General features: G+C 60.5%; 12 protein-coding genes. 9 read left to right on the top strand and 3 right to left on the bottom strand.

Annotated features, from left to right (window positions below; translation table 11 throughout):
• Nucleotide 1: 1 nt before the first annotated feature.
• The 9 genes from HMPREF0178_RS16925 to HMPREF0178_RS16885 all read left to right on the top strand — a co-directional run bounded on the left by HMPREF0178_RS16925 (nucleotide 2) and on the right by HMPREF0178_RS16885 (nucleotide 8,769).
• The gene (locus HMPREF0178_RS16925; protein ID WP_009381016.1) at nucleotides 2-1,276 is read left to right on the top strand and encodes an APC family permease; all 1,275 of its coding nucleotides are present in this window, start codon (nucleotides 2-4) and stop codon (nucleotides 1,274-1,276) included.
• Between the two features lie 633 nt (nucleotides 1,277-1,909).
• On the top strand, nucleotides 1,910-2,500 hold the full coding sequence (locus HMPREF0178_RS16920) for an RNA polymerase sigma factor (RefSeq protein WP_005029690.1): 591 nt from the start codon (nucleotides 1,910-1,912) through the stop codon (nucleotides 2,498-2,500).
• A complete protein-coding gene (locus tag HMPREF0178_RS16915; protein WP_009381014.1) occupies nucleotides 2,497-2,850 on the top strand; it encodes a hypothetical protein in 354 nt (117 codons plus the stop codon). Before HMPREF0178_RS16920 ends, HMPREF0178_RS16915 begins: the two co-directional genes overlap by 4 nt.
• Nucleotides 2,850-3,242, top strand: coding sequence for a TspO/MBR family protein (locus HMPREF0178_RS16910; protein ID WP_009381008.1), 393 nt, complete (start codon nucleotides 2,850-2,852; stop codon nucleotides 3,240-3,242). Before HMPREF0178_RS16915 ends, HMPREF0178_RS16910 begins: the two co-directional genes overlap by 1 nt.
• A 106-nt stretch (nucleotides 3,243-3,348) precedes the next feature.
• On the top strand, nucleotides 3,349-4,557 hold the full coding sequence (locus HMPREF0178_RS16905; RefSeq protein WP_009381003.1) for an efflux RND transporter periplasmic adaptor subunit: 1,209 nt from the start codon (nucleotides 3,349-3,351) through the stop codon (nucleotides 4,555-4,557).
• Nucleotides 4,554-6,494: a MacB family efflux pump subunit gene (locus HMPREF0178_RS16900; RefSeq protein ID WP_009381001.1), complete on the top strand. Its 1,941-nt coding sequence runs from the start codon at nucleotides 4,554-4,556 to the stop codon at nucleotides 6,492-6,494. Before HMPREF0178_RS16905 ends, HMPREF0178_RS16900 begins: the two co-directional genes overlap by 4 nt.
• Nucleotides 6,494-7,942 carry a TolC family protein gene (locus tag HMPREF0178_RS16895; RefSeq protein ID WP_009380999.1) on the top strand — a complete coding sequence of 483 codons (1,449 nt, stop codon included), beginning with the start codon at nucleotides 6,494-6,496 and terminating at the stop codon, nucleotides 7,940-7,942. Before HMPREF0178_RS16900 ends, HMPREF0178_RS16895 begins: the two co-directional genes overlap by 1 nt.
• Nucleotides 7,905-8,150 carry a hypothetical protein gene (locus HMPREF0178_RS16890; RefSeq protein ID WP_005029676.1) on the top strand — a complete coding sequence of 82 codons (246 nt, stop codon included), beginning with the start codon at nucleotides 7,905-7,907 and terminating at the stop codon, nucleotides 8,148-8,150. The genes HMPREF0178_RS16895 and HMPREF0178_RS16890 overlap by 38 nt, the downstream gene beginning before the upstream one ends.
• A gap of 202 nt (nucleotides 8,151-8,352) precedes the next feature.
• Entirely contained in the window at nucleotides 8,353-8,769 is a 417-nt protein-coding gene (locus HMPREF0178_RS16885; protein ID WP_009380996.1) for an MmcQ/YjbR family DNA-binding protein, read from the top strand.
• 120 nt (nucleotides 8,770-8,889) lie between these two features.
• On the opposite strand, the gene HMPREF0178_RS16880 is transcribed toward HMPREF0178_RS16885, so the two are convergent.
• The 3 genes from HMPREF0178_RS16880 to HMPREF0178_RS16870 are packed head-to-tail and all read right to left on the bottom strand — an operon-like array spanning nucleotide 8,890 to nucleotide 11,433.
• On the bottom strand, nucleotides 8,890-9,237 hold the full coding sequence (locus HMPREF0178_RS16880; protein ID WP_009380995.1) for a hypothetical protein: 348 nt from the start codon (nucleotides 9,235-9,237) through the stop codon (nucleotides 8,890-8,892).
• Nucleotides 9,238-9,255: 18 nt separating this feature from the next.
• A complete protein-coding gene (locus HMPREF0178_RS16875) occupies nucleotides 9,256-10,671 on the bottom strand; it encodes an ethanolamine ammonia-lyase reactivating factor EutA (protein ID WP_009380993.1) in 1,416 nt (471 codons plus the stop codon).
• Nucleotides 10,672-10,674: 3 nt separating this feature from the next.
• Entirely contained in the window at nucleotides 10,675-11,433 is a 759-nt protein-coding gene (locus HMPREF0178_RS16870; protein ID WP_009380991.1) for a hypothetical protein, read from the bottom strand.
• Nucleotides 11,434-11,893 lie beyond the last annotated feature (460 nt).

Here is an 11,893-nt window from a genome sequence, read left to right as displayed (position 1 = left end):
TCTGATTAAAGTCTATCCCGTTGCGGGCGGTTCCTTCACCTACGCCTACGTCGGCTTCGGGACACGGGCCGGTTTCATCTGCGGCTGGGCGCTGGTTCTCGGCTACCTCTGCGTCATCGCCGCCAACGGCACGGCCCTTGCGCTGCTCAGCCGCTTCGTCCTGCCCGGCGTTTTTGATGTGGGCTATCTGTATACGGTCGCCGGATGGGACGTCTACGCGGGCGAACTGGCCATGATGTCGGCTTTCTTCATCTTCTTCGGTTATATGAATTTCAGGGGCATGGACATGGCGAGCAGCCTTCAGCTCATTCTGGCCTTCGCCCTCGCGGGCGGCGTGCTGGTGCTGATCCTAGGAAGCGTCGCTACGGAAACATCCCACGTCGATAACCTGTTCCCCCTCTTTGCCGAAGGGCGTTCCCCGGTAGCCTGCGTGCTGTCCATCCTCGCCATTACCCCGTGGCTGTTCGTGGGTTTCGACACGATCCCCCAGACCGCTGAAGAATTCGACTTCCCGCCCGAAAAATCCCGCCGCCTGATGATCAATTCCATCGTCTGCGGCGCGCTTCTCTACGCGCTGGTCCTGATCGCGGTCGCGGTCATCGTTCCCTATACCGACTTGCTCGGTCAGAATCACAGCTGGACCACGGGCGCCGTGGCCAACATGGCCTTCGGCAAATTCGGCGGCGTCATCCTCGCCATTCCGGTCATGGCCGGGATTTTCACGGGCATGAACGGCTTTTTCATGGCGACGACCCGTCTCCTGTTCAGCATGGGCCGCGGCAAATTCCTGCATCCTTGGTTCGTCAAGGTGCACCCCAAGCACGGAACGCCGACCAACGCCGTCCTGTTCACGCTTGGCCTGACCCTCATCGCCCCGTGGTTCGGCCGCTCGGCCCTGAACTGGATCGTCGACATGTCCGCCATGGGCACCGCGCTCGCCTATCTGTTCACCTGCATGACCGCGTACAAGTATGTCGCCAACTTCCCCGACATCCCCGAAGCCCGCTGGGGCAAGCCTGTGGCGATCATCGGTGGCCTGACCTCCATCTCCTGCTTCGCCATGCTCGCCCTGCCCGGTTCTCCCGCCGCCATCGGCATCGAGTCGTGGTTCATGCTGCTCGTCTGGGTCGCCATCGGCACGGCTTTCTATTTCAACCGCTCGTCCGAACTGAACGCCATCCCGCATGAGCAGATGCAGTATCTGCTGCTCGGCACCAAGGATCGGCCTCTCCTCTTTGAGGCCGCCCAGAGCACTTCCGCAGGGATGAACAAGTAATATTGGGGATTATTCGGGGAGGGGAGGGAGAAACGTTCTGAGAAAGTTTCTCCCCCCCCTCCCCAAACCCCACCCCTCCCTCTTCAAAGATTTTCATGTTTATCGAATCCCTGTTCACAAGGCTCCCTGTGCGGCCTGAGCCGTACAGGGATTTTTTCATTTTTTACAATTTATAAGCACGAGTTGTTCTTTCATACACTGAAAAAGCCGATTGATTTCCCTGAACGTGGCTCTCCCAGAAGGCAACGATAAAAAACAGTACGCGAACGGGCTTCTTTCACGTATACTGAACCAAAGCCGACAGCCCCACAAAAAGTGCGAAAGGGATTCTCCGTCTTCATAGGCACAGCCACCTCTTCCAGAGCGTTTTTCACCCAACGGAACTCGTGATGCACAGCCTCCCCACCAGTCAAAACGTTTAGGGGGATGAGGGATGGGGGGTTTGGGGGAGGGGAGAAGGGCCCCTTTGCAAAGGGGCCCTTCTCCCCTCCCCCAAGTTCTTTCCCCAAAAATTTTCCACGCCCGCTGTAACAATTCCGCACGGAGCGGCACACTCTTCTTGTACAGGGCATCTTTCCCGTACTCCCTCCGCCCGCAAGGCGGCTGGGCTGAACGACAGAAAAGGAACAGACCATGATCCCGGAGGCGGGAGAAGAAACCCTTCAGGCCGTGCTGAACGGCGACGCGGAAGCGTTCCGCTCCATCCTGCGGTCCTATGGGCCGCGCGTGGAGCGCCTCGTTTCCGCGCACGTCCTGCCGCATGAGGTGCCCGAAGTGGCTCAGGAAACCTTCGTCAGGGCGTACAGGAGCCTGCGTTCCTACCAAGGGCAAGGTTCCTTTGAGCGCTGGCTGGCGACCATTGCCCTGCGCTGCTGTTACGAGCGGCTGCGCGAACGCTACAGGCCCGAAGCGCCATTCAGCTCTCTGGCCCGAGGCGAAGAGGACGAACCGGAAGGCCTGACCGATCAGGCATCGTTCCGCCTCTATGAAGAAGAAAACGAACGCCGCGACTTGCGGGAAGAGCTCGAATCGGCCCTGCAAAGTCTGGAACCCCGCGATCGCATGTTGCTGACGCTCACCTTTCTGGAGGGCTATTCCATTGCGGAGACGGCAGCCATGATGGACATGACGCCGATCAACGTCCGGGTCAGGGTCCACCGCAGCAAGGCAAAGCTGCGCGAGGCGCTCGATCCCCCTTTGGAAAGCCTCGGGAGGCAATCATGAACAACCTTTTGCAGTCTTTGCGCGGCGCACTTTCCGCCCTTATCGGTTTCCAGTCCCCCGAGGACGGGTTGCTGGAAGAGGCTCGGCGCCGCTGGAACGAGGGGCATACGGACCGGCCTTCCCTGCTCGACGAAGCATGGGAAGAGCGTGTGATGTTCGCCGTCCGGCTCAGCCCGATGGACGATCCCGATGTCCCGGACTGGCTGGCGCAGCGCTTCCGGCCCCTTGCGTTGGCGAATGCCGTCATTATCCTCTGTGCGTTGATGCTCTTCTGGCACGCGGGCGATCCCGGCACCGCCCTCGCCGAATACGCGCAGTCGGCCCTTGCCGGGTATGAGGTGTTTTTCTGATGCGGACCCGCTTCAAGAGCCTGTTGGCGCTCGGCCTGACCTTTGCCGCCGGGTGCCTCGTCGGTATCGTCATCGGCAGCAGCAACCCGCGCTGGTTCAAATCGTTCCGGCAGCCTCCGGGCCCCGACCGGGCGGTCGAGCACCTGACGGAAATGCTGGATCTTACTCCGAAGCAGCAGGAACAGGTCCGGGAAGTCTTTATCCGCCTTAACCCTGAATTCCTCAAGGAATCCGAACGGGCAAGGGCTTTCCGGCGGGCATTTATCATCAAGCATTTCAATGAAATGGCTCCGCTGCTCGACGAACGCCAGAAGGCCGTGGCCCAAGAGTTTCTGGAAAAGCAGCTGTCGAGGAAAATGCCGCCTCCGCCCAAAGAAGCCAAGGCGGACTAGCGCGCCCCCCCTTGTGGGACGATTCAAAAAAACGCTCATCGCATCGGCTCCGCCGGGCGACAAAACGGGCTTTCCCTTCCGGGAATGCCGTACAGTGGATTGATTGATGAAAAAGAAATTGTTCCTCATCGCGGCGCTTGCCGTCGCCGCAGCGGTCGCCGCGTGGTATGTGCTCCGCATGGATCAGGGCGACGGGATGGCCTATCTGACGGAACCCGTGACGGCCGGAAACATTACCAGAACCGTCAACGCCACCGGCGAAGTCGGTGCGGTCCAGCTCGTCAGCGTGGGCGCACAGGTCGGCGGGCAGATCAAAAAGCTGCATGTCGTCCTCGGGCAGGACGTGAAGAAAGGCGATCTGATCGCCGAAATCGATTCCGTGCCGCAGCTTAACCAGCTTGAGACGGACAAGGCCCGGCTCCAGTCCTACGAATCGCAGCTTGCCGCCAAAAAGGTGGCCCTGAAGATCGCCAAAACCAAGTATGACCGTGAGATGCAGCTCAAGAAGCGAGATGCGGCCTCCAAGGAAAGCCTCGAGGACGCCGAGAACGCCTATGCCCTCGCCAAGGCCGAAGTGACAGAACTCGAATCGCAGATCCGGCAAGCCCAGATCGCCGTGAACACGGATGAAGTCAACCTCGGCTACACCCGCATCACCGCGCCGCTCGACGGGACCATCGTTTCCGTGCCCGTGGACGAAGGCCAGACCGTCAACGCCAATCAGACCACGCCCACCATCGTCCAGATCGCGGATCTGGACAAGATGGAAATCAAGATCGAAATCTCCGAGGGCGACATTACGGCGGTCAAGCCGGGTATGCCCATCACCTATACCATCCTTTCCAATCCCGAGACGGAATACAAGGCCACCCTGACGTCCATCGACCCCGGCCTGACCACGCTCACGGACGGCAGCTACAAGACCACCTCGTCGACGGGCAGCTCCGCCTCCTCGTCGTCCTCTTCGTCATCGAACAACGCCGTGTACTATTACGGCAAAGCGCTTATCGACAACAAGGAAGGCCCGTTGCGCATCGGCATGACCACCCAGAACGTGATCACCGTGGCGGACGTCAAGGACGCCCTGCTCGTCCCCGTGATCGCCGTCCAGTCCCGCAACGGCAAAAAGTTCGTGCGCGTGCTCGGCCCCGGCGACAAGCCTGAGCGCCGGGAAGTAACCACCGGCATCGCCGACGGCATCCACATCCAGATCCTTTCCGGGCTCAAGGAAGGCGACGCCGTGATCACCGCTCAGGTCACCCAACAGGAACGCGACGCCCAAGTCCAGCAGCGCCACCGGGGACCGCGGCTATGAAAATCATCGAAGCCGAAGGCATCAACAAGTTCTTCGGGACCGGGCAAAACCGCGTCCATGTGCTGAAGGACATGTCCTTTGCTATCGAGGAGGGCGATTTCGTCGCCATCATCGGACAGTCCGGATCGGGCAAGTCGACGCTCATGAACATCCTGGGCTGCCTCGACACCCAGTCTTCCGGGGTCTGCCGCATCGGCGGCGTGGACATCGGCACGCTGGACAGCGACGAGCTCGCGGAACTGCGCGGGAAGCGCATCGGGTTCATCTTCCAGCGCTACAACCTGCTCTCCACACTGTCCGCCACGGAAAACGTGGCCCTTCCCGCCGTATACTCCGGGGTGGACAAAAAGGCGCGCCTTGACCGGGCCAAGTCCCTGCTCGCGGATCTGGGCCTGCCGGACAAGCTGGAGAACAAGCCCAACGAGCTTTCCGGCGGCCAGCAGCAGCGCGTTTCCATCGCCCGGGCGCTCATGAACGGCGGCAGCATCATCCTTGCCGACGAACCCACCGGCGCGCTCGACTCCAAAAGCGGCGAGAACGTCATGGACATCCTCACCGAACTGAACCGGCGGGGGCACACCATCATCGTCGTGACCCACGACCACCACATCGCGGGCTTTGCCAGCCGGGTCATCGAAATCAAGGACGGTTCGATCATTTCCGACACCCGGAGCCGGGAACTCGTCCCCGCGCCGGAACGCGAACTCCCCCGCTCGCCCCGCGCCTCTTTCCTGTTCCGCAAGGATCAGTTCGTCGAGGCGTTCAAAATGTCGGTGCAGGCCATCCTCGCCCACAAGATGCGGTCCGTGCTGACCATGCTCGGCATCATCATCGGCATCGCCTCGGTGGTGTCCGTGGTCGCGCTGGGGCGCGGGTCACAGGAAAAGATCATCGCCAACATCAGCTCGATGGGCACGAACACCATCAACGTCTATCCCGGCCAAGGCTTCGGCGACCGGAAATCGGACAAGGTCAAGACGCTTACCGTCGCGGACTCCGACGTCCTCGGCAAGCAGAGCTACATCGACAGCGCCACGCCCAATACCACGGCGGCGGGCACGCTCGTCTACCGCAACATCACGGTGAACGCCCAGCTCAGCGGCGTGGGCGAGCAGTATTTCGACGTCAAGGGGCTCAAGCCCGCCGAAGGCCGGTTCTTCAACAGGGACGACGTGCGGGCGAACCATTCCTACGTGGTCATCGACGACAACACCCGGAAAAAGCTGTTCCCGAACGGCGGCGATCCGGTGGGGCAGGTGCTCCTGTTCAACCGGCAGCCGCTGGAGATCATCGCCGTGGCTGAAAAACAGGATTCCGTGTTCGGCCCCACCGACACGCTCAACCTGTGGGCCCCCTACACCACGGTCATGAACAAGATCACTGGGCAACGGCACATTTCCTCTGTCATCGTCAAGGTGAAGGACAACGTCATGCCCCTCATGGCGGAAAAGAACCTGACCGCCCTGCTCACGGCCCGCCACGGCAAGACGGACTTCTTCACCGTGAACACGGACAGCATCAAGAAGACCATCGAAAGCACCACCGGAACCATGGCCCTGCTCATTTCGGGCATCGCGCTCATTTCGCTGGTCGTGGGCGGCATCGGGGTCATGAACATCATGCTGGTGTCGGTCACGGAACGCACGCGGGAAATCGGGCTCCGCATGGCCATCGGTGCAAAACAGGGTAACATCATGGAGCAGTTCCTCATCGAAGCGGTGCTCATCTGCGTCATCGGCGGGGTGCTCGGCATCGTGGTGTCCTACCTCATCGGCGTGGTCTTCGATCTGCTCGTCTCCAACTTCGCCATGTCCTATTCCGCCGGCTCCATGCTGCTGGCGCTGGTCTGCTCGTCGGCCATCGGCATCGTCTTCGGATTCATGCCCGCGCGGAACGCCTCCCGCCTCAACCCTATCGACGCGCTTTCGAGGGAATGATGAACGCCATACGATTGATCGCCGCCCTGCTCGTCCTCGGGCTCGGCGGCTGTGCCAACTACCCGATGGGCAGCCTGAAAACGGATCTGCTCCCGGCGGAGGACGTCGCCGCCAGCTACAGCCTGAACACCGCATGGTGGAAAGGCTACCACGACGCGGATCTGGACCGGATCGTGGCTTTGGCGCTGGAGCGGAACGTGGACCTCGCCCTGAGCGCCATCAAGGTGAACCGGGCGCTGTATCAGGCACGCCTGCTCTCCGCGGATCTTGTACCCTCGTTTTCGGCGAACGCTTCAGCCGCCGCGTCCCACAACATCGACAACGGCAACGCCGCGCGCTCGTACCAGACCGAATTCGGGGTGAGCTACGAGGTCGACCTGTGGCAGAAGCTCCGCAACGCCGCCAACGCGCAGGAATGGGAATACAAGGCCACGATGGAAGACCGGGAAGCCGCACGGCTGGCCCTCGTCAACAACGTGGCGGACACCTATTTCGAGCTGAAATACCTTGACGAATCCATCAAGGTCATGGACGCCAGCGTCAAACGCTACCAGGAACTGCTCCGTCTCATTGAAGCCAAGTACGAATTCGGCAAGGTGGCTTCCGTGGAGCCCCTGCAGGCACAGCAATCCCTGCTTTCGGCCCGCAACAGCCTGCTTGATCTGCAAGATCGGCAGAATGTGGCCCGTCAGACGCTCCGGGATCTGCTCAATATCCGCCCCGGTGAGAATCCGGTCATCGGCAATGCCGACCTGATGTCCTACCCCACGGTCGGGGTGGATCTCGACGTGCCCGTGGCGGCCCTCTCCGCGCGTCCGGACATCCGGGCCTCGGAAGCCCGCCTGCAAAGCGCCTTCAAGACGCTGGAGTCGGACCGCGCAAGCTGGTACCCGACGATCTCCATCGGCTCGACGCTCGGCACCTCATCCTCAACCTCAAGCAAGGTCTTTGACCTGCCCCTGCTCGCGGGCACGGTGCGCGTCAGCTTCCCGTTCCTGCAATGGAACACCATCCGCTGGAACATCAAGATTTCCGAAGCGGATTTCGAATCGGCGAAACTGGATTTCACGCAGGCCGTAACGTCGGCGCTGAACGAGGTGGACACAGCCTATTTCAGTTATGCCAACGCGCGGCGCTCGCTGGAAAACACCCTGTCAAAGCACCAGAAGGACGTGCGCATCGGAGAGTACTACCAGACCCGCTACGATCTCGGTGCCGCCGAGCTCAAGGATTATCTGGACGCCCTGAATACGGCGGACAACTCCATGCTTTCGGCGCTGGAAGCGAAATACCGGGTCATCCGGTACGAGAACCAGATCTACAAGGCGATGGGCGGACGTTACGAACGCATCTTGCCGCCATCTGCTGGAAAGGCTACACAAGGGCACACGTCCACCAATGGAGAAACACATGTTCCAAGTCAAAGAAATCAACAAGGCGCCGTTTGAGGACGCCGAACGGGTCTTCGAGACCAGCCACCCCGAGCTGCGCTATGCCGTGGCTTCGCAACGCGCCGTGGGCTTTTACGAGTCGCTGAAGGACTATAACGAAAACGCCTCCCTCTGGGTCGCCTGGTTCGAGGGCGAGAAACCCGCCGATCTCGCGGCATTCATCCAACAGGAGATCGAAAAGGCCGAGGCGTCGGTGGAAGAGTAGTCCCCACCCTCTTTGAACAGGCATAAAAATGGGGAAAGGGAAGTTTTTCTGAAAGAAATTCCCCTTCCCCCATTTTATAGAGTCGGCTTGCGTCCGTTTCTCCCTCTCCAAAAACGTTCGCGCCTGTCGAATCCTCGTTGACGGTTTTCCCCATAACCAACATGCGCAAACTCAAAACACGAACCCGCACATGGGAGCGTTTATGCCTACCCGAGACGAATTGTTCGCGTACGTAAAGGCCACATTCGGCACGGAACCGGACTACCCGTGGCCTCAAGAACCGGAATATGCCGTATTGAGACATGCGGATAACGGGAAATGGTACGGCATCGTGATGAGCGTGCCCCAGTCCAAGCTGGGGCTGCCGGGGAAAGGAAACGTCGAAATCATCAATGTGAAGAGTGCCCAAGTGCTGGACATGCTGCTGTACGGCGATCCGGGGATCCTGCCCGCGTACCATATGAACAAGAAGCACTGGATCACGATCCTTCTGGAAAGCGGCTTCGCCGAAAAGGAACTCCGCGATCTGCTCACGGAGAGCTATCGTTTAACTCAAAGGCGTAAAAAGCGGGTTCCCAGTAAACAGCTTTCCAGCCGTTCAGAACCGTTGGAAAAATGAGGAGGAAACGGGAAGGAAGATCCCTCAAGCGGAGAAAACTTCTCTGACTGCCAAGTGCGGTTGTAGATATTCCGAGCCTGCGACGGCAGCGCGGTTTCCTTCCTAAAGGCTTCTTCCTCCTCAGCCCCTCTCCCGCAAACACTCGCAAGGCACGGGAACGGGCTTCCATTTGCCGTCCATGCCCTCCGGCGGAAAGGCTATCTCACTGCCGCTGTAGTAAATCTCCAAACCCTCATCTTCGCCGATCGCCTCGACGATGACATACTGGCCTTCGTCGCTGTCCGCAAAATAGTAATATCCCGGCGTCCCCGGAAATTGCCCGGACCAGCCGTTCGCCTCCGTGAATACGGATTCATGCGCGCGGGCCACACGGGCGGCACGGGCCGCCATCTTGCGGGCAAGCGCCTCCTCATCCACCGGACCTGCCTGCGCCCGTTCAAGGTTGTACAGAAATCCGTTGTCGTTCATGGTATCGGGCTTTGCGGATCAGCCGGAAAAGGCCAATGATTTGATGGTGACGGGTACGACTCCGCCCTGATACAGCGGCTTGCCCATGTCCAGATAATCACCGTCGGCCAGCTTCAATTCATCAAGCACCACCAAAGGCCGCCCGTTCAGGCGGGGGCGCAGCTCCATGCCGAGCACCTTGCCCATGTCCTCCGCGAGCGCCACCAACGCGGGCTGCCCTTCCGGGCGGCGGCTCCAAAAACCGGCGAATGCTTCGACCAGCAGACACACGGTGGCGTAGGCAACAGGCATCCCAGCGGGAAGCCCCACGACAAAACGATCCGCATCGCCAAGGTCCATACGCCGCATGGCATCCCCAATCGCCGTTTCCACTGCGGCGGGCGTCAACTCGGCGTGCCAGTCCAGCCACGGGAATACCACGGGAAGATTACGCATCGGCAACAGGGCGTCATCAGCCCAGACCGTTGCGCCGGAAAGCGAAAGCATCCACGAGCCTGCGCCGATCACCGTAGCCCGCACCGTCTGGGAGGGGGGCAGGAGGGGCAACGCCGCAAAACCGGGGTGGCGCACTATGGCGCGGGCCAGCGATGGCCCCAAATCCCGGAACCGGAACGGATCGGCGTCCGGTTCGGCGTAACAGGCCCCTACCCCGCCCGACAGCGTCACAGCATCATAACGCCACGGTTTCAGCGGCGGCGTCTGGAGCAGCCGATCCGCCAGCGGGGAACGCTCGTCAGCCAGTACCTGCCAGATCAACCCGGCTATGCGGTCCGCTATAGCGGGAATATCGTCAGGGCCAAGGGTTTCGGGCGCACGGGAACCGTACAACTCTTCGAGAACGGGAAGAAGCGGCTTGCGGACGCGGGTGATCCAGCCGTGCCCATCGGTTTCAGCCAGACGCCCGCCCATGTTGAGACAAGCCGTATCAATGACCCGACCGGCACGGAATACCGCGTAGTTGGATGTCCCGCCGCCGATGTCGATGTTCAAGACCGTACCGCGCCGCGCCTCGGAAAGCGCCGCAGCGCCCGCGCCCCGTCCCGCAATGACGGATTCCAGATGCGGGCCCGCCGAGGCCACGACAAAATCTCCGAGGCTGTCCGCCAGACGCATGACCGTCCGCCGGGCGTTCACGGTTTTGAGGCTCTCGCCCGTCACAATGACCGCGCCCGTTTCCACATCCTCCGGTCGCACGCCCGCTTCTGCGTACCAGCCTCGGATAAGGGCATCGAGGGCCGCCTCGTCCAGCGTGTCCACGTCCGTGAGCGGCGTGAAGGCCACCGGGCTCTGCCAGATGATCCGGCGATCCGTGATTTCAAAACGCGGGACCTGACAGGCCGCCGCCCGGTTACGCAGTTCCAGACGGGAAAACACAAGCTGCGACGTACTCGTTCCGATATCAATGCCGACGCTGAGGATTTGCTTGCTGTCCATTGCCTATCCCCGCGCGGCCTGTATAGCTCTCAAGCCCCTGTCGCCCGCCCTCACCAACAGCATGAACACATAAACCGCGTTGCTCAGCCCGTCCAAAAGCTCCAAAATATCCGGGCGCTCCAATGTACCGTTCTGCATGCGGAAAGCGAATGCCGCCGCCACTTCCGTTTCACGGGTGATCGCCCGCAACCAGTTGAGTAAGGTAAAAACGGAACCTTCCGCCGCATCGGGACACAGCGGTTCCAACCCAAGCTCCTCAGGATGGCAAGCCAACCTCCGCACAGCTTCCCGCGAAAACGGCCCCATACTCAATGCGGGAACGGTTTCATCCAGCACTTCGCAACGCATGGCCCATCCGAGCCACGAACGCAGATCCGCCAGCAAGCCCTGCAACTCCGGCGCCAGCACGGGCTGCAACTGCGTCTGGACAAGGATAGCGGCGGCAATGGCGGAATCCACCTTGCCCCGGAACCAAATCCGGGGATGATCCTTGGTCACCATTTCCGTGCCGTTCAGATGGGTCTGCGCTTCGGTCTTTTCGAACTTGGCGAAGGGACGATCCTCGGTCGCCAAGGGATGCACGGCCTTCCCGTCGTCACGGGCGACGCGGCCGTCGCCGGATACGATGAGAATCCGTATCTTCCTGTTGTTCACCAGCTCCTGCGCGGAAGGCGTCAGACGCTCTTCCGGGGAAAGATGCAGTTCCACGCCCTGCCCCAAGCCGCAACGGGCCATCAAATCCTGTTCCGTCAAATACCGCATGTCGTTTCCATATGTTACAGACGAATCCCGCTCTTTCCCCCAAAGCAGGATACGATCATTGCCTTTTCCCAATCCCCCAGAAACGTCCTGCGCAGCAATCCAGTTGCCGCATCCTTCGGATACCCTGCCCGCACTTTAGAGCAACTCCACTTTAACATTGTATAATCGTAAAGTGTAAGACACGCTCACTCCAGCATTGAACAGCGCAAATACAGTGTGCTTATGCCTTCGCAGCGACCGTCTGCTTCACGCAGCCGGAAGAGCCTTTTCAACGTGAAAAAGCTCTAAAGCCGCCTGCGAGCTCATCCAGTCAGGCCATTTTTTCTCAATAATACGCTATACTACGAAAATACCTTCTCCACAAGCACCAGCCACGCCTACGGCCCAAGGAAACAGCGGAACTCCCGCCGCGCAGCCTCCCCACCAGTCGAAAGTTTTGGGAGGGAAGGGGTGGGGGTTT

This window comes from Bilophila sp. 4_1_30 (genome assembly GCF_000224655.1).
In the GTDB taxonomy this organism is placed as follows: domain Bacteria; phylum Desulfobacterota; class Desulfovibrionia; order Desulfovibrionales; family Desulfovibrionaceae; genus Bilophila; species Bilophila wadsworthia.
Note: the sequence above shows the minus strand (reverse complement) of the source record. Positions and strands in the feature narration are given on the sequence as shown.